At 71.1% G+C, this 20,827-nt stretch carries 21 protein-coding genes; 15 read left to right on the forward strand and 6 right to left on the reverse strand.

Annotation, left to right across the window (positions count from 1 at the left end):
* The first annotated feature begins 3 nt into the window (after positions 1–3).
* From IAI53_RS10950 to IAI53_RS10960, 3 genes are all read left to right on the forward strand, one after another.
* Positions 4–1,059, forward strand: coding sequence for a beta-ketoacyl synthase N-terminal-like domain-containing protein (locus IAI53_RS10950; RefSeq protein WP_187718240.1), 1,056 nt, complete (start codon positions 4–6; stop codon positions 1,057–1,059).
* A complete protein-coding gene (locus tag IAI53_RS10955; protein WP_187718241.1) occupies positions 1,056–1,595 on the forward strand; it encodes a hypothetical protein in 540 nt (179 codons plus the stop codon). Before IAI53_RS10950 ends, IAI53_RS10955 begins: the two co-directional genes overlap by 4 nt.
* Before the next feature lie 125 nt (positions 1,596–1,720).
* Positions 1,721–2,380, forward strand: coding sequence for an AraC family transcriptional regulator (locus IAI53_RS10960; RefSeq protein ID WP_187718242.1), 660 nt, complete (start codon positions 1,721–1,723; stop codon positions 2,378–2,380).
* On the opposite strand, the gene IAI53_RS10965 is transcribed toward IAI53_RS10960, so the two are convergent.
* Positions 2,371–2,757, reverse strand: coding sequence for a VOC family protein (locus tag IAI53_RS10965; protein WP_187718243.1), 387 nt, complete (start codon positions 2,755–2,757; stop codon positions 2,371–2,373). The genes IAI53_RS10960 and IAI53_RS10965 overlap by 10 nt on opposite strands.
* Positions 2,758–2,928: 171 nt before the next feature.
* On the opposite strand from IAI53_RS10965, the gene IAI53_RS10970 reads away from it, so the two are divergent.
* Positions 2,929–3,141, forward strand: coding sequence for a DUF3079 domain-containing protein (locus IAI53_RS10970; RefSeq protein WP_187718244.1), 213 nt, complete (start codon positions 2,929–2,931; stop codon positions 3,139–3,141).
* Between the two features lie 21 nt (positions 3,142–3,162).
* A complete protein-coding gene (locus IAI53_RS10975; RefSeq protein ID WP_187718245.1) occupies positions 3,163–3,774 on the forward strand; it encodes a hypothetical protein in 612 nt (203 codons plus the stop codon).
* A gap of 102 nt (positions 3,775–3,876) precedes the next feature.
* On the opposite strand, the gene IAI53_RS10980 is transcribed toward IAI53_RS10975, so the two are convergent.
* Positions 3,877–4,884 carry a LysR family transcriptional regulator gene (locus tag IAI53_RS10980; RefSeq protein WP_187718246.1) on the reverse strand — a complete coding sequence of 336 codons (1,008 nt, stop codon included), beginning with the start codon at positions 4,882–4,884 and terminating at the stop codon, positions 3,877–3,879.
* A 256-nt stretch (positions 4,885–5,140) separates the two neighbouring features.
* Here IAI53_RS10980 and IAI53_RS10985 point away from each other — a divergent pair, with 256 nt between their 5' ends.
* From IAI53_RS10985 to IAI53_RS11005, 5 genes are all read left to right on the forward strand, one after another.
* Positions 5,141–6,343 carry an efflux RND transporter periplasmic adaptor subunit gene (locus tag IAI53_RS10985; RefSeq protein WP_187718247.1) on the forward strand — a complete coding sequence of 401 codons (1,203 nt, stop codon included), beginning with the start codon at positions 5,141–5,143 and terminating at the stop codon, positions 6,341–6,343.
* 10 nt (positions 6,344–6,353) lie between these two features.
* A complete protein-coding gene (locus tag IAI53_RS10990; protein WP_187718248.1) occupies positions 6,354–9,557 on the forward strand; it encodes an efflux RND transporter permease subunit in 3,204 nt (1,067 codons plus the stop codon).
* Positions 9,558–9,561: 4 nt separating this feature from the next.
* A complete protein-coding gene (locus IAI53_RS10995; RefSeq protein WP_187718249.1) occupies positions 9,562–11,058 on the forward strand; it encodes an efflux transporter outer membrane subunit in 1,497 nt (498 codons plus the stop codon).
* 181 nt (positions 11,059–11,239) lie between these two features.
* Positions 11,240–11,626, forward strand: coding sequence for a DUF6152 family protein (locus tag IAI53_RS11000; protein ID WP_187718250.1), 387 nt, complete (start codon positions 11,240–11,242; stop codon positions 11,624–11,626).
* A gap of 37 nt (positions 11,627–11,663) precedes the next feature.
* The gene (locus IAI53_RS11005; RefSeq protein WP_187718251.1) at positions 11,664–12,146 is read left to right on the forward strand and encodes a hypothetical protein; all 483 of its coding nucleotides are present in this window, start codon (positions 11,664–11,666) and stop codon (positions 12,144–12,146) included.
* 18 nt (positions 12,147–12,164) lie between these two features.
* Here the strand turns inward: IAI53_RS11005 and IAI53_RS11010 are convergent, their stop codons facing one another.
* Positions 12,165–12,722, reverse strand: coding sequence for a flavin reductase family protein (locus IAI53_RS11010; RefSeq protein ID WP_187718252.1), 558 nt, complete (start codon positions 12,720–12,722; stop codon positions 12,165–12,167).
* Between the two features lie 120 nt (positions 12,723–12,842).
* On the opposite strand from IAI53_RS11010, the gene IAI53_RS11015 reads away from it, so the two are divergent.
* Entirely contained in the window at positions 12,843–13,211 is a 369-nt protein-coding gene (locus IAI53_RS11015) for a cupin domain-containing protein (protein WP_187718253.1), read from the forward strand.
* A 169-nt stretch (positions 13,212–13,380) separates the two neighbouring features.
* Here the strand turns inward: IAI53_RS11015 and IAI53_RS11020 are convergent, their stop codons facing one another.
* Both IAI53_RS11020 and IAI53_RS11025 read right to left on the reverse strand, forming a co-directional pair.
* The gene (locus IAI53_RS11020) at positions 13,381–14,307 is read right to left on the reverse strand and encodes a LysR family transcriptional regulator (RefSeq protein ID WP_187718254.1); all 927 of its coding nucleotides are present in this window, start codon (positions 14,305–14,307) and stop codon (positions 13,381–13,383) included.
* A 343-nt stretch (positions 14,308–14,650) separates the two neighbouring features.
* Positions 14,651–15,547: a LysR family transcriptional regulator gene (locus IAI53_RS11025; RefSeq protein WP_187718255.1), complete on the reverse strand. Its 897-nt coding sequence runs from the start codon at positions 15,545–15,547 to the stop codon at positions 14,651–14,653.
* Between the two features lie 125 nt (positions 15,548–15,672).
* Here IAI53_RS11025 and IAI53_RS11030 point away from each other — a divergent pair, with 125 nt between their 5' ends.
* Genes IAI53_RS11030 through IAI53_RS11040 form a run of 3 tightly spaced genes read left to right on the forward strand, consistent with a single transcriptional unit; the run spans position 15,673 to position 18,280 of the window.
* Positions 15,673–16,362: a class I SAM-dependent methyltransferase gene (locus IAI53_RS11030; protein ID WP_222948280.1), complete on the forward strand. Its 690-nt coding sequence runs from the start codon at positions 15,673–15,675 to the stop codon at positions 16,360–16,362.
* Positions 16,359–17,801, forward strand: a complete 1,443-nt coding sequence (locus tag IAI53_RS11035; protein WP_187718256.1) for an MFS transporter — start codon at positions 16,359–16,361, stop codon at positions 17,799–17,801. The genes IAI53_RS11030 and IAI53_RS11035 overlap by 4 nt, the downstream gene beginning before the upstream one ends.
* Before the next feature lie 41 nt (positions 17,802–17,842).
* The gene (locus IAI53_RS11040; protein WP_187718257.1) at positions 17,843–18,280 is read left to right on the forward strand and encodes a carboxymuconolactone decarboxylase family protein; all 438 of its coding nucleotides are present in this window, start codon (positions 17,843–17,845) and stop codon (positions 18,278–18,280) included.
* A 366-nt stretch (positions 18,281–18,646) separates the two neighbouring features.
* Here IAI53_RS11040 and IAI53_RS11045 read toward each other — a convergent pair whose 3' ends face one another.
* Positions 18,647–19,663, reverse strand: a complete 1,017-nt coding sequence (locus IAI53_RS11045) for a sensor domain-containing diguanylate cyclase (protein ID WP_222948281.1) — start codon at positions 19,661–19,663, stop codon at positions 18,647–18,649.
* A 172-nt stretch (positions 19,664–19,835) separates the two neighbouring features.
* Between IAI53_RS11045 and IAI53_RS11050 the strand changes: the two genes are divergently transcribed.
* Positions 19,836–20,756, forward strand: coding sequence for a LysR substrate-binding domain-containing protein (locus tag IAI53_RS11050; RefSeq protein WP_187718258.1), 921 nt, complete (start codon positions 19,836–19,838; stop codon positions 20,754–20,756).
* Positions 20,757–20,827 lie beyond the last annotated feature (71 nt).

Below are 20,827 nucleotides of genomic sequence, written 5' to 3' on the forward strand. Positions count from 1 at the left end.
GCAATGAGGCCGGTGAAGATCGCCGCGCTCGGCCACTGCTCGGCGCTCGGGCTCGACGCGACCGCCGCCGGCGCCGCGCTGGCCTCGCGCCTCGACGCGCCGCCGGCCCCACCGCCCGCATGCCGTCGGGTGCTGGACCACGACTGGCCGTGGTTCGCCCTGCCGCTGGCCGAAACGGGATGGCGCGCACGTGCCGAGGCCGCGCTGCGCGGCGTGGGTCGCGAGCTGCGCCGCGCCCTGCCGGCCGCGCTGTGGGCCGACACCCCGCTCTTCCTCGCCTCGTCCTCGCTGCAGGCCGGCGCGCTGGAAGAGGCCGCACGCGCCAGCGGACGCATCGAGCTGCCGGTGGATGCCGCCGCCTTCGCGCAGGACGTGGCCGGCTGGCTCGGCCTGCACGGCACGCCCTGGGTGTTCTCCACCACCTGCACCTCCGGCTTCGCCGCGCTGGATGCGGCCGCAGGGCTGATCGCCAGCGGCGGGATCGAGCGCGCCGTCGTGCTCGGCGTGGAACTGACCAACGACATCAGCATCGCCGGCTTCTCCGGCCTCGGCCTGCTTGCCGAAGCCGGCGCCCCGGCCGGCAGCGGGCTGGTGCTGGGCGAAGCGGTGGCCGGCGTGCTGCTGTGCGCCGCGGACGACGCCACCATCGCCGCCGACAGCGGCTGGCGCATCGCCGGCTGCGCGCTGGGAGTGGACGGCCATTCGCCCACCGGCCCCGCGCCCGACGGCGCGCGCATCGCCGAACTGCTCGCCCGCACGCTGCAGACCGCCGGCCTCGAACCCCGCGACATCGACCTGCTCAAGCCTCACCGCGGCGGGCTGGCCGCCACCGACGAGCCGGAAGCGCGCGCGCTGGCCGCGGTCTTCGGCGAGCATCTGCCGCCCCTGGTGGCACTCAAGCCCCAGCTCGGCCACACCCTGGGCGCCAGCGCACTGGCGGAGACCACCGCGCTGCTCGCCGCCGGCACGGGCGATGCCCGCCGGCTGCTGCTCAACCTCATCGGCTTCGGCGGCAGCATCGCCGCCCTCGCCCTCACCCACGCAGAGGCGCCGCGATGACCACCGCCTTGCAGGCGCCCGCCGGCACCGTCCTGCTGGCCGACCTCACGCTGGACCTCGATCCGCCGGCGCTGCGCCAACGCGTGCGCGAAGCCGTGGGCGCACCGCTGCGCCGTGCCGGCGCACAGGTGGAGCTCACCGTCGCCGGCGTGCACGCCTGCCTCGCGGCCCTGCCGGCGGACGCGGCCCGCGGCAGCACCGGCGTGCTGTGGACTTCGCGCGCCGGCGTGCGCGCCGCCACCGCCACCGTGCTGGACGAGCTCTGCCTGCGAAACGAACCGCCGCTGCCCTTCGACTTCCTCGCCACCCAGGCGGCGCTCGCCGCCATTCCCCTGCAGCAACTGCTGCCCACGCTGGACGCCGCGCTCTACCTGCCGTGGACCGGCGACGAAGCCCTGCGCTGGCCGCGCATGCTGCAACTGGCCGCGCTGCAGCTAGGCCGCGGCCAGCACGCGCTGGTGCTGTGCGGCACGGTGGAACCAGGCGACGCCACGCACCGCTGCCGCTGGGCAGCCCTGGCGCCGGAGAGCCTGTAGGAGCGGCCTTGGCCGCGATGCGGCCTGGGATGGGACCACCGCCGAATCGCGGCCAAGGCCGCTCCTACGGCAGGTTCGCGCGATGCGGGCCATCCAGCGTCGGCGCCCCCTGCATACAATGCAGCATGGACACGTTCGCTTCCCTGCCGGCCATCGCCCTGCGCCACTGGCGCTTCAGCCTTGATTGCGACACCCGCTCCGCGGTCCTGCCCGACGGCTGCCGCGACCTCATCGTGGTGCATGCGCCCGGCAGCCCGCCACACTGGTTCGTCTCGCCGCTGGCCGACGGCACGCTGCAGGTGCCGGGGCGCGCCGGGCAACGCTTTGCCGGCCTGCGCTTCCATCCCGCGGTGAGCATCGACGAGGCGGCGCTGCTCGATGCCGCCCGCCGGCTGGACGCCGACGATCCGCTGGAACTCGGCGCGCGCATCGAGGAACACGTGCAGGTGGACCACCGCCTGGCCGAGGCGCTGCAGGTCCTGGCGTCGAGCGCCGGCGTCGCCCCCGCCAGCCGCGCGCTGGGCGTGAGCGAACGCAGCCTGGAGCGCCTGCTGCTGCAGGCCACCGCGCGCACCCCGCGCTACTGGAAGAACCTCGCCCGCGCACGCCGCGCCGCGGCCGCGTTGGCCGGCAACTTACCGCTGGCCGAAATCGCCGCCGAGCACGGCTACGCCGACCAGGCCCACCTGAGCCGCGACTTCCGCCGCTGGTTCGGCTGCCCGCCAGCGCGCTTCCGGGCCGACCCGGCGCTGCTGACGATGGCCGCCGAACCGGGCTACGCCTGAGCCACCGGGGTGCACAACTCCACCAGGAAGCCGTCCGGGTCGGACACATAGGCCACCGTCTGCCCCCAGGGCATCTGCGCGGGTGCCTGCACCAGCGCCGCCCCGGCGGCCACCGCGCGCTCGACCGCTACGCCCACCTCCTCGGTGACGAAGGCGATCTCGCAGCACGGCGCGTGCGGATCGGGCGTCGATGGGTTCTTGCCGAGTTCGCTCATCAGCCGGCGCGAGGAAAAGGCCAGCGCGGTGGCGCCGGTCTCCAGTTCGCCGAAGTCGCCGCTCTCGTGCAGGAAGCGGCGTTCCAGGCCGAAGGCCGCTTCGTAGAAGGCGAGCGTGCGCGGGACGTCCGCGACGTAGAGGATGGTGTAGCCGAGTTTCATGGCGGGACTCCGTATCGATGCAATGACGAGCGACAGCCTACCCCCCCGCACGGCGCGCCGTCTTGAACGAATCCGACACTCCGCCGGCCGGCCCCGCTTGACCGCCATCAATGCCCCGCCGGACGAGCGGTATACCCTGCCGGGATCGATCCGCCACCCGCCGGCTCGCCCATGGCCAAGAAATTCCCCCTCCATCCCCGCCACCCCGAGCGCATCTGCTGGGGCTGCGACAAGTATTGCCCGGCCGACTCGCTCGGCTGCGGCAACGGCTCCGGGCGCACCCAACACCCGGCCGAACTGCTGGGCGAGGACTGGTACACCTACGGCGACTGGGGGCTGGAAGTGGAAGACGAGAAGCCGAAGACGGACGAAGAGCCGTCCTGACTTTCCCCCGAGAGGAACCCCATGACCCTGCCCGCCTTCTTCGCGCGCGTCCCCCGCCTGCGCCTGTACGACCCCCTGGCCGAATTCCTCGGCGCCGCCGAGCACGGCATCCTCGACTACGGCTATGAGGACGCGGTGAAGCTCGCCGGCCACTCCTGCCCCACCGTGGCCTCGGCTTACGCCCTGGGCTGCCAGGCCCTCACCGCGCTCTACCCGGGCGAACTGCCCGAACGCGGCGGCGTACGCATCGACTTCGCCCAGCCGCTGGAAGAAGGCGTCACCGGCGTCACCGCCGCCGTGCTCGGCCTGCTCAGCGGCGCCGCCCAGGCCGGCGGCTTCAAGGGCCTGGCCGGCCGCTTCGTGCGCCGCGACCTGCAGCATTTCGCGCAGGAACAGCCCCTCGCGCTGCGCTTCACCCGGCTGGACAACGGCGCCACGGTGGACGCCCAGGCCGATCTCTCCCTGGTGCCGCCAGCCGCCGAAATGCCCGCGCTGATGGGGCGCTGCATTCGCGGCGAAGCCGCTGCCGCCGAGCAGCGCCTGTTCGGCCAGCTCTGGCAGCAGCGCGTCGAACGCATCCTGCTGGAGCACTGGGACGACCCCGCGGTCTTCCGCATCCTGCCGGCAAACTGATCCGCCCCCTGTAGGAGCGGCCTTGGCCGCGATGCGGCACTGGTTACCACCCCGAACCGCCGCATCGCGGCCAAGGCCGCTCCTACACGCTCCGCTCGGGGACTAGAAGGCGCTTTCTGCCAGGTTGTGCTGCTCGGCCACCGCGCGCAGGGTGTGGCCGCCGGGCTTGCCTTCGTAGCTGCAGCACACGTCCACCGCGCTGCAGCCGCCCAGCAACGGGCATGCGGCGAACAGTTCGGTCACCCAATCGACAAAGGCGCGCACCTTGGGCGACAGGTGGCGGTTGGCGGGATACACCGCCGACATCGGCATCGGCGCCGGGCTCCATTGCGGCAGCACCTCGCGCAAGGCCCCGGACTCCAGGTGGGGCAGCGCCATGAAGCGCGGCATCTGCACCAGGCCGAAGCCCTGCAGTGCACAGGCCAGGTAGGCGTCGCCGTCGTTTACCGACACCACGCCGTCCATCTTCACTTCGCGCACCTCGCCGTCCACCACGAAATCCCAGTCGAATGCACGCCCGGTGAGACTGGAGAAGTAGCTCACCGCGCGATGCGCGGCGAGGTCCTCGATGCGCTGCGGCACTCCGTGGCGCTCCAGGTAGGACGGCGCGCCGCAGGTCACCATGAAGAAGGTGCCGATGCGCCGCGCCACCAGGGAGGAGTCGGGCAGCGCACCGACGCGGATCGCGCAGTCGACCGCCTCGCGCACCAGGTCCACCGGGCGGTCGGTCATGCCGATCGCCAGTTCCACCTCCGGGTAGCGCTCATGGAACTCGCACAGCCGCGGGATCAGCACCAGCCGCGCAAGCGAGGCCGGCACGTCGATACGCAGCCGCCCGCGCGGGCTGCGCGCGTTCTCGCGGAAGGAGGCTTCGGCATCCTCGACCTCGGCGAGGATGGCCACGCAGCGCTCGTAGTAGGCCGCGCCGTCGTCGGTCAGGCTCAGCCGGCGGGTGCTGCGGTTGAGCAGGCGCACCTGCAGCAGGCGTTCCAGGTTCTGGATGATGTTGGTCACCGTGGCGCGCGGCAGGCCCAGGCTGTCGGCCGCACGCGAAAAACTGTTGGCGTCCACCACGCGCGTGAACACCTGCATGGCCTGAAAGCGATCCATCCGTCTTCTCCCCGCGCACCGGCGCTGGAGCGGATTATCCGCGGTTTCGCCCAGAGATTGCTGTCTTTGCTCGAATAGTGTTTCCACATTCAGGGCATTTATCCAGACGGCAACAACACCCAAGATTGCCGCACTGCGGCAAATGCACTCTTCCCGCATCCGCGCGCGCAGGCCGGTCAACCCGGCGGGCGCGTGACAACGAAAACGAGATCGCGACGCCCGCAACCCGGCGTGTCGCCCCCGACAGGAGCACCCGATGTCCCTCTTGCGCAAACCCTATGCCCTGGCGACCGCGGTCGCCGTCGTCGTCGCCCTGGGCGGCGGCCTCGCCACCCTGGCGGTGCAGGCCGGCGCCCAGCCCGCCGCCGCATCCGCCGCGCCGCCCGCCAGCCCGGTGGATGTCGCCACCGTCGCCCGCCAGCAGATCACCGACTGGCACGCCTACTCCGGCCGCCTGGAAGCGGTGGACCGGGTGGAGATCCGCCCGCAGGTCGCCGGCACCATCGTCGCGGTGCATTTCGCCGACGGTGCCGTGGTGAGGAAGGGCGACCCGCTGTTCACCATCGATCCGCGCCCCTATGCCGCCGCCCTGGAACACGCGCGCGCCGGGCTGGCCGCGGCCGAGGCGCGGCTGGCCTACACCGCTTCCGACCTGGCGCGCGCCGAGCGCCTGATCGCCGACCACGCCATCGCCCAGCGCGACTACGAGGAAAAGCGCAACGCCGCGCGCGAGGCCGAGGCCAACCGCCTGGCCGCACGCGCCGCGGTGGAGTCCGCGCGCCTCAACCTGGAATACACCCGCATCGGTGCGCCGGTGGCCGGACGGGTGTCGCGCGCCGAAGTGACCGTGGGCAACGTGGTCGCCGCCGGCCCGGCCTCGCCGCCACTCACCACCCTGGTGTCGGTGGCGCGCCTGTACGCCGCCTTCGACGTGGACGAGCAGAGCTTCCTCGCGCTGATCAACGGCCGCGACAACGGCGCCGACGTGCCGGTGCTGCTCGGCCTCGCCAACGAGGACGGCTACCCGCGCCGCGGCACGGTGAGCTCGGTGGACAACCACCTCGACACCTCCTCGGGCACGATCCGCGTGCGCGCGGTGTTCGACAACCCCGACGGCCGCCTGCTGCCCGGGCTCTACGCCCGCGTGCGGCTGGGCAGCAGCGCGCCGCGCGAGGCGCTCTTGATCGACGAACGCGCGATCGGCACCGACCAGGACAAGCGCTTCGTGCTGGTGGTCGACGAGGCCGACCGCACCGCCTACCGCGAAGTGGCGCTGGGTGCGGCGCACGGCCCGCTGCGCGTGGTCGAGGCCGGCCTGCAGGCGGGCGAGCGCATCGTGGTCAATGGCCTGCAGCGCACCCGCCCGGGGCAGACCGTGGCGCCCAACCCGGTGCTGATGTCCGGCGCCCCGGACCCGGCCGCCCCGGCCGCGCGCGCGTCGATCGCCGACAACAGCTGAGCGCGCCGCCATGAACATCTCCAAGTTCTTCATAGACCGGCCGATCTTCGCCGGCGTGCTCTCCGTCCTGATCCTGCTCGGCGGCCTGCTGGCGATGTTCCAGCTGCCGATCTCCGAGTACCCGGAGGTGGTGCCGCCCTCGGTGGTGGTGCGCGCCCAGTACCCCGGCGCCAACCCCAAGGTGATCGCCGAGACCGTGGCTTCGCCCCTGGAAGAGGCGATCAACGGCGTCGAGGACATGCTCTACATGCAGTCGCAGGCGAACAGCGACGGCAACCTCGCGCTGACCGTGCATTTCCGCCTCGGCATGGACCCGGACAAGGCCCAGCAGCTGGTGCAGAACCGCGTCTCGCAGGCCCTGCCGCGCCTGCCCGAGGACGTGCAGCGCCTCGGCGTGACCACGGTGAAAAGCTCGCCCACGCTGACCCTGGTGGTGCACCTGGTCTCCCCGGACGACCGCTACGACGCCACCTACCTGCGCAACTACGCGGTGCTCAACGTCAAGGACCGCCTGTCGCGCATCGCCGGCGTCGGCGAAGTGGCGATCTGGGGCGCCGGCAACTACGCCATGCGGGTGTGGCTGGACCCGCACAAGGTCGCCCAGCGCGGACTGACCGCGAGCGACGTGGTGCGTGCGATCCGCGAGCAGAACGTGCAGGTCGCCGCCGGCGTGATCGGCGCCTCGCCCACGCTGCCCGAGGTGCCGCTGCAGTTCTCGGTGAATGCGCGCGGGCGCCTCTCCACCGAAGCGGAGTTCCGCGACATCGTGCTCAAGACCGCGCCCGACGGCGGCGTCACCCGCCTGGCCGACGTCGCCCGCGTCGAGCTGGATGCGGCGGAATACGGCCTGCGCTCGCTGCTCGACAACAAGCCGGCGATCGGCATGGGCATCATGCAGTCGCCCGGCGCCAACGCGCTGGCGGTTTCCTCTGCGGTGCGCGCGGCGATGGCCGAGCTCAAGCAGGACTTCCCGGATTCGGTCGATTACCGCATCGAGTACGACCCCACCCAGTTCGTGCGCGCCAGCATCAAGGCGGTGGTGTTCACCCTGCTGGAAGCGGTCGCCCTGGTGGTGCTGGTGGTGATCCTCTTCCTGCAGACCTGGCGTGCCTCCATCATCCCGCTGCTGGCGGTGCCGGTGTCCATCATCGGCACCTTCGCGCTGATGCTGGCCTTCGGCTACTCGGTCAACGCGCTGTCGCTGTTCGGCATGGTGCTGGCGATCGGCATCGTGGTCGATGACGCGATCGTCGTGGTGGAGAACGTCGAGCGCAACATCGCCGCCGGGCTTAGTCCACGCGACGCCACCTACCGCGCGATGCAGGAAGTCAGCGGGCCGATCATCGCCATCGCGCTGACCCTGGTCGCGGTGTTCGTGCCGCTCGCCTTCATGACCGGGCTGACCGGGCAGTTCTACAAGCAGTTCGCGATGACCATCGCCATCTCCACGGTGATCTCGGCGTTCAACTCGCTGACCCTGTCGCCCGCGCTCGCCGCGCTGCTGCTCAAGGGCCACCACGGCAACGAGCGCCCGGACTGGCTGACCCGCGTGATGAACCGCGCCTTCGGCGGCTTCTTCGCGCGCTTCAACCGCTTCTTCGGGCGCGCCTCGGAAAGCTACGGGCGCGGCGTGACCGGCGCGATCAACCGCAAGAGCAAGGTCATGGGCGTCTACGCGCTGCTGCTGGCGCTCGCCGCCGGCGTGGCCTGGGTGCTGCCCGGCGGCTTCGTGCCGGCGCAGGACAAGCAGTACCTGATCAGCTTCGCCCAACTGCCCAACGGCGCCTCGCTCGACCGCACCGAGGACGTGATCCGCCGCATGAGCGCGATCGCCCTGGAGCAGCCCGGCGTGGAGAGCGCGATCGCCTTCCCCGGCCTGTCGATCAACGGCTTCACCAACAGCTCGTCGGCGGGCATCGTCTTCGTGACGCTGAAGCCCTTCGCCGAACGCCGTTCGGCCGAACTCTCCGCCGGGGCAATCGCCGGCGCGCTCAACGGCCAGTACGCCGCGATCAAGGATTCCTTCATCGCGGTGTTCCCGCCGCCGCCGGTGATGGGCCTGGGCACGCTGGGCGGCTTCAAGCTGCAGATCCAGGACCGCGGCGCGCTCGGCTACGCGGAGCTGGACGCCGCCGCCAAGGCTTTCATCGCCGCCGCGCAGCAGGCGCCCGAGCTGGGGCCGAGCTTCACCAGCTACCAGATCAACGTGCCGCAGCTCAACGTCGATCTCGACCGCGTGAAGGCCAAGCAGCTCGGCGTGCCGGTCACCGAGGTGTTCGACACCATGCAGATCTACCTCGGTTCGCTGTACGTGAACGACTTCAACCGCTTCGGCCGCGTCTACCAGGTGCGCGCCCAGGCCGACGCGCCGTACCGCGCGCGCCCCGAGGACATCGGCCAGCTCAAGACGCGCAACGCCGCCGGCGACATGGTGCCGCTGTCCTCGCTGGTGCAGGTGAGGAACAGCTTCGGCCCGGAGATGGTGGTGCGCTACAACGGCTACACCGCCGCCGACATCAACGGCGGGCCGGCGCCCGGCTACTCGTCCGACCAGGCCGAGGCCGCCGCCGAGCGCATCGCCGCCGAGGTGCTGCCGCCGGGCATCAGGTTCGAATGGACCGACCTGACCTACCAGAAGATCCTCGCCGGCAACGCGGGCGTGTGGATCTTCCCGCTCTCGGTGCTGCTGGTCTTCCTGGTGCTCGCCGCGCAGTACGAGAGCCTGACCCTGCCGCTGGCGGTGATCATGATCGTGCCGACCAGCATCTTCGCCGCGCTCACCGGGGTATGGCTGACCGGCGGCGACAACAACCTGTTCACCCAGATCGGCCTGATGGTGCTGGTCGGGCTGTCGGCCAAGAACGCCATCCTGATCGTCGAGTTCGCCCGCGAGCTGGAGCTGCAGGGCATGCGCGCGCTGGATGCCGCAATCGAGGCCAGCCGCCTGCGCCTGCGCCCCATCCTGATGACCTCGATCGCCTTCATCATGGGCGTGGTGCCGCTGGTGCTGTCCACCGGCGCCGGGTCCGAGATGCGCCAGGCGATGGGCATCGCGGTGTTCTTCGGCATGCTCGGCGTGACCCTGTTCGGCCTTTTCCTGACCCCGGTGTTCTACGTGCTGCTGCGCACCCTGGGCGGTGCGCGCAAGCTGCACACCGCCAGCCCGCACGCCGCGCCCATCGTGGCGCCGCACGACGCGCCGCACGGAGCCTGATGACATGACCAAACGAACCCTCACCCGCCTCCCGCTGTTGCTCGCATCCCTGCTGGTGCTGGCTGGCTGCTCGCTGGCTCCGGCCTACCAGCGCCCCGCGGTGGCCACCCCGGCAGCCTTCAAGGAGGCCGACCCCGAAGCCGCGGCGCTCTGGAAGACCGCGGCTCCGGCCGAGGACCAGCATCGCGGCGAATGGTGGACGATCTTCGCCGACGACACCCTGAACGCGCTCGAGGTCGAGGCCCTGGCCGCCAACCAGGACCTCGCCGCCGCCGCCGCGCGCCTCGCCCAGGCGCGCGCGCTGGAAGGCACGGCACGCGCCGAGCGCCTGCCGCAGATCGACGCCGGATTCGGCCCCAGCCGCCAGCGCCCGTCGCCGGCCTCGCAGGGGCTGGCGGCCGACGCCGACACCTCGCCGTCCACGCTGTGGCGCGCGCAGGCGACGATCGGCTACGAAGTCGATCTGTTTGGCCGCGTGGCCTCGGCGGTGGATGCCGCCGGCGCCGACCGCGAACAGCGTGAAGCGCTGCTGCGCTCGGTGCAGCTCGCGCTGCAGGCCGACGTCGCGCAAGCCTACTTCCTGCTGCGCGAGCTCGACGCCGAGCAGGCCCTGTTCGGCGCCACCGTGCGCCTGCGCGAGGAAGCCCTGCATCTCTTGCAGCGCCGCTTCGAGGCCGGCGACATCGGCGAGCTGGACGTCGCCCGCGCGCGCACCGAGCTGGCCGCGGCGCAGGCCGAGGCGCACGGCATCGCACGCCGCCGCGCCGCCGCCGAGCATGCGCTCGCCATCCTGCTCGGCAAGCCGCCGGCGGCCTTCGACTTCGCTCCGCAGCCGCTCGCCCGCGTGGCGGTGGAAGTGCCGCCCGGCCTGCCCTCGGAACTGCTCGAACGCCGCCCCGACATCGCCGCCGCCGAACGCGCCATGGCCGCGGCCAACGCGCGCATCGGCATCGCCCGCGCGGCCTTCTTCCCGCGCCTGACCCTGACCGGCGCGCTCGGCTACGAATCGGCCGAGCTCGGCGACCTGTTCCGCTGGTCCAGCCGCAGCTTCCTGCTCGGTCCGCTCGCCGGCACCGTGCTGTCGCTGCCGATCTTCGACGGTGGCCGGCGCGATGCGGAGCTCGCACGCAGCCGCGCGGCGTACGAGGAAGACGTCGCGCGCTATCGCCAGACCGTGCTCGAAGCCTTCCGCGAGGTCGAGGACGGCCTCTCGGCATTGCGCACCCTGGCCGCCCAGAGCCGCGCGCAGGACGAAGCCCTGTCCGCCGCCGAACGCGCCGCCCGCCTGTCGCAATTTCAGTACCGCGAAGGCGCCACCAGCTACTTCGAGGTCATCGACGCCGACCGCAGCGTGCTGCAGCAGCGCCGCACCGCAGTGCAGCTCGACGGCGAACGCGCACGCACCGCAGTGGCGCTGATCCGCGCGCTGGGTGGCGGTTGGGACGAGGCGCTGGCGCCGGGCGAGGCCAGCGGGCCGGCGCAGATCGCGCGGCGCGACTGAGCCGCGCAACCGTAGGAGCGGCCTTGGCCGCGATGCGGCCTATGGGAAAACAAGCGCTGCATCGCGGGCAAGCCCGCTCCTACCATCCGGCCGGGCGCTTTTTGCGCATCGCGTTGTCGAAGCCGAAACGCAGGGGGCGGGCACGCCCCCTGCGTCCATCGCATCGACACGGAGGATCGCCATGCACACGATCACCACACCACGGGCCTGGCTCGCGGCATTCGCGCTGCTCGCCGGCCTGCTGCTGGCGCAGGCCGCACCCGCCCACCACGGCTGGGGCTGGGCCAGCGATCAGGAGTTCGAACTCAGCGGCACGATCACCGCGGTGCGCCTGGGCAATCCTCACGGCGAACTGACCGTGGATGTCGACGGCCAGAGCTGGGTGGTCGAAGTCGGCCAGCCGTGGCGCAACCGCCGCGCCGGGCTCGACGACGAACTGCTGCGGGTGGGCACCCGCGTCACCGTCCACGGCCACCGCGCCACCGATCCGGCGCGCCGGTTGATCAAGGCCGAGCGCCTCGTCATCGACGGCAAGGACTACGTGCTCTACCCGGACCGGGAATCCTGAGCGGACCGCGGCGCCACCGAATCAGGGAGGCGTGTCGATGGAAGCACTGATGTTCGGCCTCGAAGCCAGCGCGCTCGCCCGCGCGCTGGGCGAGTCGCTGTGGGTCTATCCGCTGGTCAACGCCGGCCACCTGCTCGGCATGGCCCTGCTGGTCGGCGCCATCGTGCCGGTGGACCTGCGCCTGCTGGGCGCCTGGCGCGCGGTGCCGCTGGCGCCCTTCTGCCAGGTGCTGGCGCGCAGCGCGGCGGTCGGCCTGGCGCTTGCGGTGGTCTGCGGCGCGCTGCTGTTCATCACCCGCGCCAGCGAATACGCCGCCTCCGGGCTGTTCCTCGCCAAGATGGCGATCGTGGCGCTGGCCACCGCCAACGCGCTGGCGCTGCGCTTCACCGGCTTCGACGAGCTGCTGCGTGCCGGCGATGCGGACCGTCCGCTGCCGCGCCGGGTACGCATCGCCGCCGCGCTCTCGCTGCTCGCCTGGCTGGCGGCGCTGGTCCTCGGACGGCTGATCGGTTACCGCTGAGGGCCGCGTCTGTGCGCCTCAGGCCTGAAAGCCCTCTCCGGTGGCAAAGAAATGCCCGCCGGCACGGTAGTGGATGGTGCGCTGCGCCTCGTCGGCAAAGCGCCAGCGGCCGTTGGCGAACACCGCCGGATCGGCCCAGGCCGCCACCACTTCGGCGATGAACAGGTCGTACTTGCGCTGATTGTCCGGCTCCGGGATCACCCGGCATTCCAGCCAGGCCAGGCAGCCGTCCACCAACGGCGCGCCCACCTGGGCCGCCGGTTCGGTGGCCACACCGAGGGCGGCGAGCTTGTCGCCCTCGCGCCCGCTGCTGGAGCCCGCCGCCAGCACCGTCTGCGCGATGCGCCGCGAGGGGATGTTGAGCACGAACTCGCCGCTCGCCTCGACCAACTCACGGGTCAGCGTGCTGCGGTCGATCACCACCGCCACCTTGGGTGGATCGAAGTCCAGCGGCATCGCCCACGAGGCCGCCATGACGTTGCGCCGGCCGTTGGCGGCGCTGCTCACCAGCGTGACCGGGCCGTGGTTGAGCAGCAGATAGGCCTTGTTGAGTTCGACGGCGGCGCGCGCGATCATCGGCGGATTCCCTGGTGGTCGTTGATGTCCGGCGCGCAGCATACGACAAAGCGCGGCCGGCGACGCGGCACACCACGCAGCTACAATCGGCGCACTTGCAGATCACGCTGCCCGAGCCCCATGCACAAGACCCTGACCGTATTCAGCGGCGCCACCACCGCGCCCGAGTTCGACCGCCCGCGCCCCGACCGCCTGGTGGCCGGCAACCCGCTGCGCACCACCCGGGAGCATTTCGAGCGCGACGGCATGTCCGCCGGCACCTGGTCGTGCGAACCCGGCGCCTGGCGCATCGCCTTCGCCGAGGGCACCGACGAGTTCTTCCATGTGATCAGCGGGCGCATCCGCATCACCGACGAGGCCGGCACGGCGCGCGAATTCGGCCCCGGCGAGGCCTGCGTGATTCCGTCCGGCTTCACCGGCCTGTTCGAGGTGCTGGAGCCGGTGACCAAGCACTACGTGTTCATGCGCCGGCCGACCGATTCGGCGTAGATTGGGTGCGGGCGGCCGGGCGTTACCCCGGCTGCTATGTGCGCACCACCGGGTCGGGCGATCTTCCGACCGTACGCCGGCGGGTGATGCGCACCTTCACACCTGCGGCGCACCCGGGTGCGCCAGCCGCACAGGCGCCCGCACCCGGCACATTGTGCGCCTTTCGCAGCTAGCGTTCGTCCGCCGTCGCGCCGGATTCGTGCCCATCCAGCGCCCAGACCTCCTCGATCGCCGCAACCACCGCTCGCACCGGCGCTTCCTCGCCGCGGCGCGCCAGCCAGGCGAAGCGCAGGCTCACCGTTGGCGCGGGCGCATCGAGCGGCAGGGGGATGGCGAACAGCGGCCGGCGCTGCGCCGCCTCCTCGATGTCCTTGCGGCGGGTGACGGCCAGACCGGTTTCGGCCGCCACCAAGGCGAGCACGGCGTCCTTCTGGTTGGCCATTGCCGCGCGCCGCGGCAGCGCCGGCAGCGCCTCGAACAGCTGGGCCATGACCTGGTGCTGGATGCGGTCGGGCGAGTTGTGGATCCACGGGAGCTGCGCCAGCGCGGCCACGCTGGTGTCGCCAAGCCGCTCGCGCCAGGCCAGCGGCGCGGCGATGGCCATCTCCTCCTCGCATAGCAGGCGACTGTCGAACTCGGCCGCATCCACCGGGCCGCTCATGAAGCAGGCATCCAGCCGCCCCTGGCGCAGCTTGGGCAGGTTGGCGCCGGTGGTGCCGGAGAGGAACTCCACCTCCAGGCGCGGATGGCGGGCCCGCAGGCACTGCTGCAGCGCCGCCACGCGCAGGAAGGCCGCGTCGGTGTTGAGCCCGATGCGCACCGCGCCGATGAGTTCGTCGCGCAGCCCGCCGGCCTTGCGCCTGAAGGCATCGACCGCGCCGAACACCTGCCGTGCCTCATCCAGCAAGGCCGCGCCGGCCGGCGTCAGCGCCATGCCGCGCGGGGTGCGTTCGAACAGGTCCAGGCCCAGCTCGGCTTCCAGCGCCTTCACATGCGCGCTGACCGCGGGCTGGCTGATGCACAGGGCTTCCGCGGCACGCGTGAGGTGGCCGGCTTCGGCCACGGCGAGGAAGGTGCGCAGGTGATAGAGCTCCATGCGGGATCGGAGGGTCGGATAGTGAGCCGGTAGTAAACACCGGAACCGCCACCTGCGCCAGATCGAAGACGCACCCACGCACTGAACCCGCGATTGCCGATTGTGGGATGCGGACTCCTCGACAGCCGAAGCATGCCGGGCACGGCAGCCAGGATCGCCGAGGTCTGGCGGGTCGCTTCTCGGCTTGAATCGGACGACGGCCCAATGTCTGGATCGAGTCGGAACAGCAAACACCCGTCAGATGTTCAGCAACAATCCGTTGGCGACACCTCCGCCCTCCAGCTCGACGATCCGGGGTCGATTCGGCGGCGTTCGCGGTCGAGGCTTGTGCCTACTGTCAAAGTCACCGCGGGGGCCTACAGACATCCAATATCACCCCGCGAAGCCAGCGATGTACTGCGTCCCCGTGAAGCCTCGGGTGCCAGAACAGTGATACGGTAATTTCGGGAACGGCAAAGGGCAGGACAAACGAATACATGCCGTCGCGCAGGTTTCCTGTGTGGCGCTCGGGCACGCTCGCGATCAAGTCCGAAGCCCGCGCCAGCGCTACGGCGGTCGAGAAGCCACCGACGGTGGTGACGACATTGCGCTGCAGCCCCAGGGCAGCCAGTGCATCGTCGACCGGGCCGTGCGGCACGCCGCGCCGCGAGAGGCCGATATGCCGGCCCCTGGCGAATGAGGAAGGCGTGATCTCCTCGCCGCAAAGCAGGTGTCCGGCGCGTACCACGCCGATGAAACGGTCGCGAAACAGCGCCTGCACACGAATTTCGGGGCCCATGCCGCTGCCGAGCACGCCGGTTTCCAGATCCACCGTGCCGTCGCGCAGCGCGCTGCTGTCGCGGTCGAGCTTGGGCACGAAGCCCAGGCGGATGCCCGGCGCCGCCTGGGCTACGCGGGCCAGCAGCGACGGTCCGAAGTTCTCGACGAAGCCTTCGCCGGTGCGCAGGGTAAAGCTGCGTTCCAGCGTCGCCAGATCTGGTTCTTCCGCCGGTCGCAACGCGGCTTCCACGTCCTGCACCAACTCGCTCACCTTCTCACGCAGTTCCAGCGCGCGCGGTGTGGGTACAAGCCCGCGTCCGGCACGGACCAGCAGCGCATCACCCGTCGTCTCGCGCAGGCGGGCCAGCGCGCGGCTCATCGCCGATGGGCTCAGCCGCAGGCGCTCTGCCGCGCGCGCCACGTTGCCTTCGGCCAGCAGCACGTCCAGCGTGAGGAGCAGGTTGAAATCGGGCCTTGACATGCGCGCACCATAGCACGGCATTCGAATACATGGCGCTGCATGCACTAATTAACTGCAAACGGTGCGCCTTCCGCCTTGCCAGCCACCTTTCTACCATCCAGACATCGTGTTCAAGGAGTCAAGAGATGGAGTCGAAAGCTGTGCCCGCTTGGGCAGATCAAGAGGATGTCGACGGGGGCGCCGCGCCCGACGGCACTGCGCGCTCCATGGGGCGCGAGGAATGGAATCGGCGCTACGCGGTGAGCGAGTTTCTGTGGACCGTCGACGCCAACCGCTTCCTAGTCGCGGAGGCGGCAGGTTTGCCGCCGGGGCGGGCGCTGGACCTGGCCACCGGCGAAGGACGCAACGCCGTCTGGCTGGCCGAGCAGGGCTGGGATGTGTGGGCCGTCGATTTTGCCGAGCTGGGCTTGCAGAAAGCCCGGCGACTGGCGGACGCGCGCGGCGTGACGGGGCGCGTGAGCTTCGAGGTCGCGGACCTGCGCAGCTATCGGCCCGAGCCCGGCGGCTTCGATCTGGTCACGCTGACTTATCTGCAGATTCCTCAAGCGGAGCTGCAACCGATCCTGCTGAAGGCCGCGCAGGCCGTGGCGCCGGGCGGCACCTTCCTGCTCGTCGCCCACGATACATCGAACCGGGCCGACGGCTTCGGCGGCCCACAGGACCCCGCGGTGCTCTACACGGCGGAGGAGGTGGTGACCGCCGTCGAGCACGAGCTGGTCATCGAGAAGGCGCACACCGTAGAGCGCCTCGTCGACACCGACGATGGCCCGCGGGTGGCCATCGATTGCCTCGTGCGCGGCAGGAGGTTGCCATGAACACGCGCGATCATCGGCTCGGCGCAAACGCGCCGCAGAATGCCGCCTCGCGCTGGGCGATGGCCAGCCTGTCGCTGTCCATGTTGCTGTCCTCGCTGGGCACCAGCATCGCCAACGTGGCTCTGCCGACGCTGGCGCAGTCCTTCGATGCGTCCTTCCAGGCGGTCCAGTGGGTGGTGCTGGCCTATCTGCTCGCCATCACCAGCACGATCGTCGGCGTCGGCCGCCTGGGCGATGTCATCGGCCGGCGCCGACTGCTGCTCGTCGGCCTCGCCGTGTTTACCGCGGCCTCCGTACTGTGCAGCGCAGCGCCCGGCCTGGGGTGGCTGATCGCGGCGCGCGCGCTCCAGGGCGTGGGGGCGGCCATCATGATGGCGCTCACCATGGCGCTGGTGGGCGAGGCCATACCCAAGGAGCGCACCGGCCGCGCCATGGGCCTGCTGGGCACCCTGTCCGCGGTGGGCACGGCGCTGGGGCCGACGCTGGGCGGCCTGCTCATCGAGCTGGGCGGCTGGCAGGCCATCTTCCTGATCAAGCTCCCGCTCGGCGTGGCGACGCTGGTCCTGGCGTTGCGCGCCCTGCCGCCCGATGCTCGCCCGGGCGGGGACGCACGCCCACCATTCGACAAGGCCGGGGTAGTCGTCCTGGCGATGACGCTCGCGGCCTATGCGCTGGCGATGACGCTCGGCAAGGGACGTTTCGGCATCCTCAATGCCGCGCTGCTGCTTGCGGCCATCGTCGGCGGCGCCCTGTTCCTGCGGGTCGAAGCGCGGGCGCAGGCGCCGCTCGTGCGGCCGGGCCTGTTTCGCCAGGGTGCGCTTGGCGCCGGGTTCGCGATGAGCGCCCTGGTCACCGCCGTGGTCATGGCGACGCTGGTCGTGGGGCCCTTCTACCTCGCCAGCGCCTTCGCCCTGGATGCGGCGCGGGTGGGCCTGGTGATGTCGGCCGGCCCGCTGGTGGCCGCGCTCTCGGGCATGCCCGCCGGACGACTGGTGGATCGCCTGGGCGCACAACGGATGACCGTCGCCGGCCTGGGGGCGATGGCACTGGGTGCTTTCGCGCTGCCCGCGCTGTCCGCCAGCGTGGGGCTGCCGGGCTATGTCGGCTCGCTGGCCGTCATCACCTCCGGCTATGCGCTGTTCCAGGCGGCGAACAACACCGCGGTGATGACCCGCAGCAGCGCCGACCAGCGCGGACTTGTCTCCGGCCTGCTCAATCTGTCGCGCAACCTCGGTCTGATCACCGGCGCGTCCTTCATGGGCGCCGTCTTCGCCGCGGGCGCGGGCGAGTCCGACTTTACTTCGCTCGCGCCGCAGGCTGCCACTGCCGGCCTCATGGCTGCCTTCACCGTCGCCGGTTGCTTCGTGCTGGCAGCGCTGCTGCTTGCCGTGCGCTCCGTCGTCGCAACTCGGCGTGCAGAGCAACTGCGCGCCGAGTGATCCACCTCCCGATCTTTCACCCGTCAAAGGAGTACAGAACCATGGAACCCCGTCTCAACTTCTTCAAAGCCAATCCCGAAGCCATGCAGGCGATGACTGGAATCGAGCAGCGCATCGCCCGTTCCGGCCTGGAAAAGCCGCTGATGGAACTCGTTCGCCTGCGCACCTCGCAGATCAACGGCTGCGCCTACTGCCTGGACGTGCACACCGCCGATGCGCGCAAGGGCGGCGAGGACGAACGCCGTCTTGCCACCCTCGGCGTCTGGCGCGAAACGCCTTTCTTCAACGAGCGCGAGCGTGCCGCGCTGGAGTGGGCCGAGGCGCTCACCACGGTGGCGGATGCGCGGGTGCCCGACGAGGTGTGGGCCCGCGTCGCGCCCCGGTTCACGGCGGAGGAGATTGTCGACCTGACCTTGCTGGTCAACGCCATCAACGCCTGGAACCGCTTCGCCATCGCCTTCCGCAAGCGTCCAGCTTGAGCATTGGCTGGAGATGCCAGGTCGACGGCGGGAATTGAATCCGGAGAGTCGATTCCACGCGTCGGCCGCCCACAGATACGAGCAGAGGTCTGCATCCTGTCCCTTTGCAAGCTAGCGTTCTGCCCACTCGCTATTGCATGGAACCTGTGGGCTGGCACCGTCGGCGCGTTTCAGGGGCTCGGAGCGCAGGACGATTGTAGGAACGGCCTTGGCCGCGATGCTGCCCTCATTTTTTCCGAGCACCGCAATCGCGGCCAAGGCCGCTCCTACAGGGGGTGCGGTGCGTCGGAGGGTACGGGACATCGTCCGATGCGCGCCGGGCACTACAAGTGCTTCGGGGCGATCAACGTGCCTCGCGGCACGCCACTAATGTGCCCGGGCGCTCAGCTCACGGCCGCGCCGCTTGACCGCATACATGCGCTGGTCGGCGACGTCCAGGAGGCGGTCGGGGTCGGTTCCGTCCACCGGACAGATGGCGCCGCCGATGCTGGCTTGCAGGTCGTATACCCGGCCCTCGAAGGAGAAGGGCGCATCCAGGCGCTTGCGGAAGCTTTGCAGCGGCCCGTCGAGGTCGCCCCTGGCATCCACCGGAGCGAGCACCACGGCGAACTCGTCGCCGCCGAGGCGCGCCACGGTGTCGGAGGGTCGGGCGCCGGCCTTGAGGCGGCGCGCGAATTCCTTCAACACCTCGTCGCCGATGCGGTGGCCGTAGTGGTCGTTGATCGGCTTCAGGCCGTCCATGTCGATCATCAGCACCATCAGTTCACGGCCATCGCTGCCGCGGCGGGCGATGGCGTTGCGCAGGCGGTCCATGAACAGCGCGCGATTGGCCAGCCCGGTCAGGCCGTCGTGCGTGGCCAGATGAAAGAGCGCGTCGCTGTCGTACTTGGTGGCAAAGAACATCGCCGCGGCGACGACTTCCGAGAGCAGCGCCAGCAGCTTTGCGTCCGCCTCGGTGAAGCGCCCCGGCTGGCGTGACATGAGCTTCAGCACGCCCACGGTCTGTCCGCGATGGCGCAGCGGCATGACGATCATGGAACGCAGACCGACCCTGCGGCAGGCCTCGCGGTCGACGCGCTCGTCCGTTTCGACATCGGCACAGATCAGCGGCTGGCCGGCGCTCACGCAGGCGCCCGACAGGCTGGATGCGCGCTTGAGCCGCAGACCCAGTTGCGGGGCGGCGATGCCGGCCGCGGCGCGGTAGACCATCTCCCCGTCCTCGGCCAGTTCGATGGCGGCACCATCCGCGTCCAGCAGCGGCACGCAGCGCTCCACCACCAGCGTCATCACCCCGCCGAGGTCCAGCCCGAGCTTGGCGATCTCGGCCTGGATGCCGATCACCGCCAGCAATTGCTCGCGCGCGGGCACATCGCCGGCCGCCATCGCGGACGACGCCTCATTCTCCGGCGCTTGTCCGCATGTCAGCTCCGCGCCGACAATAGGCTCATCGTTCATGTTTCGCCTCCCCATCTCCGGTACGCCTCGCCCGATCGTCGCGCCGGGCTGGTCCGGTCCCGATGGTCCCCGGACAAGCGCACACTTCCACTTTCGTATTATGGCTGGCTCTACCGACATCCGCTTCCCTTCCATCGACGGCCTGCGCGCCTTCGAGGCCGCCGCGCGCCTGGGCAGCTTCGAACGCGCCGCTGACGAACTGCATATCACCGCCAGCGCGGTGAGCAAGCGCGTGGCGACGGTGGAGGAGCTGCTCGGCGCCAGCCTGCTCGCCCGCGGCGGCAAGGCGCTGGCGCTGACCGCCCTGGGCAAGGAATACCTGGAGCAGGTGCGCGCCGCGCTGGGTCTCCTGGCCGCGGTGCCGCTGCACCGGCGGGCGGCGCAGCGCGTGGAGCGCCTGCGGGTGTGCGCACCGCCGACCTTCGCACGCCAGGTGCTGGTGCCGGCGCTGGCCTCCTTCACCCGCGCGCAGCCGCAGATCGAGCTGGAGATCGTGCTTTCGGTGCCCTATCTCGACCAGGCCGCCGGCGACGCGCAGCTGGAGGTACGCCACGGCGACGTGGCGGCGCACGGCGGCGAGGTGCTGATGGACGACCTGGTGGTGCCGCTGGCCTCGCCCGCGCTGCTCGCGGACCGCGACCTTTCCGCCGGCGCGGCGGCGCTGGCGGAACTGCCGTTGCTGCGCACGCCGCTGGAACCCTGGGCGCCGCTGTTCGCCGCAGCCGGGCTCACGCCGCGCGACGAGCCCGCGAACGGCCCGCGCCTGGTCGACCTCGGCCTGCTGCTGGAGGCCGCCGCCAGCGGCCAGGGGGTGGCGCCGGGGCGCCCGACGCTGGCCCGTCAGTGGCTGCGCAGCGGCGCGCTGGTGCCGCTTTTCGGCCTGCAGGTGCCGGCCCGCACCCAGTACTACATCGCCAACGCTGCACCGCAGGGCGCGGCCGCAGTGTTCGCCGACTGGCTGCGCGGGGTGTGCCGCGCCGCCGAGCGCGAGGCGGCGGAACTTCTTTCGCGCCGCGGCTGAATTTTCTTCCGGGCCGGCATCTCCGTAATCCGCCACGATCCGTCGTGCTGCCCGCCGAGTGCGGGCAAACG

Source organism: Thauera sedimentorum (assembly GCF_014489115.1).
GTDB lineage: Bacteria > Pseudomonadota > Gammaproteobacteria > Burkholderiales > Rhodocyclaceae > Pseudothauera > Pseudothauera sedimentorum.

Excerpts from the sequence above, each read along its gene's own strand:
- IAI53_RS10950 (WP_187718240.1), top strand. The coding sequence starts at position 4 with ATGAGGCCGGTGAAGATCGCCGCGCTCGGCCACTGCTCGGCGCTCGGG.
- IAI53_RS10955 (WP_187718241.1), top strand. The coding sequence starts at position 1,056 with ATGACCACCGCCTTGCAGGCGCCCGCCGGCACCGTCCTGCTGGCCGAC.
- IAI53_RS10960 (WP_187718242.1), top strand. The coding sequence starts at position 1,721 with ATGGACACGTTCGCTTCCCTGCCGGCCATCGCCCTGCGCCACTGGCGC.
- IAI53_RS10965 (WP_187718243.1), bottom strand. The coding sequence starts at position 2,757 with ATGAAACTCGGCTACACCATCCTCTACGTCGCGGACGTCCCGCGCACG.
- IAI53_RS10970 (WP_187718244.1), top strand. The coding sequence starts at position 2,929 with ATGGCCAAGAAATTCCCCCTCCATCCCCGCCACCCCGAGCGCATCTGC.
- IAI53_RS10975 (WP_187718245.1), top strand. The coding sequence starts at position 3,163 with ATGACCCTGCCCGCCTTCTTCGCGCGCGTCCCCCGCCTGCGCCTGTAC.
- IAI53_RS10980 (WP_187718246.1), bottom strand. The coding sequence starts at position 4,884 with ATGGATCGCTTTCAGGCCATGCAGGTGTTCACGCGCGTGGTGGACGCC.
- IAI53_RS10985 (WP_187718247.1), top strand. The coding sequence starts at position 5,141 with ATGTCCCTCTTGCGCAAACCCTATGCCCTGGCGACCGCGGTCGCCGTC.
- IAI53_RS10990 (WP_187718248.1), top strand. The coding sequence starts at position 6,354 with ATGAACATCTCCAAGTTCTTCATAGACCGGCCGATCTTCGCCGGCGTG.
- IAI53_RS10995 (WP_187718249.1), top strand. The coding sequence starts at position 9,562 with ATGACCAAACGAACCCTCACCCGCCTCCCGCTGTTGCTCGCATCCCTG.
- IAI53_RS11000 (WP_187718250.1), top strand. The coding sequence starts at position 11,240 with ATGCACACGATCACCACACCACGGGCCTGGCTCGCGGCATTCGCGCTG.
- IAI53_RS11005 (WP_187718251.1), top strand. The coding sequence starts at position 11,664 with ATGGAAGCACTGATGTTCGGCCTCGAAGCCAGCGCGCTCGCCCGCGCG.
- IAI53_RS11010 (WP_187718252.1), bottom strand. The coding sequence starts at position 12,722 with ATGATCGCGCGCGCCGCCGTCGAACTCAACAAGGCCTATCTGCTGCTC.
- IAI53_RS11015 (WP_187718253.1), top strand. The coding sequence starts at position 12,843 with ATGCACAAGACCCTGACCGTATTCAGCGGCGCCACCACCGCGCCCGAG.
- IAI53_RS11020 (WP_187718254.1), bottom strand. The coding sequence starts at position 14,307 with ATGGAGCTCTATCACCTGCGCACCTTCCTCGCCGTGGCCGAAGCCGGC.
- IAI53_RS11025 (WP_187718255.1), bottom strand. The coding sequence starts at position 15,547 with ATGTCAAGGCCCGATTTCAACCTGCTCCTCACGCTGGACGTGCTGCTG.
- IAI53_RS11030 (WP_222948280.1), top strand. The coding sequence starts at position 15,673 with ATGGAGTCGAAAGCTGTGCCCGCTTGGGCAGATCAAGAGGATGTCGAC.
- IAI53_RS11035 (WP_187718256.1), top strand. The coding sequence starts at position 16,359 with ATGAACACGCGCGATCATCGGCTCGGCGCAAACGCGCCGCAGAATGCC.
- IAI53_RS11040 (WP_187718257.1), top strand. The coding sequence starts at position 17,843 with ATGGAACCCCGTCTCAACTTCTTCAAAGCCAATCCCGAAGCCATGCAG.
- IAI53_RS11045 (WP_222948281.1), bottom strand. The coding sequence starts at position 19,663 with ATGGCGGCCGGCGATGTGCCCGCGCGCGAGCAATTGCTGGCGGTGATC.
- IAI53_RS11050 (WP_187718258.1), top strand. The coding sequence starts at position 19,836 with ATGGCTGGCTCTACCGACATCCGCTTCCCTTCCATCGACGGCCTGCGC.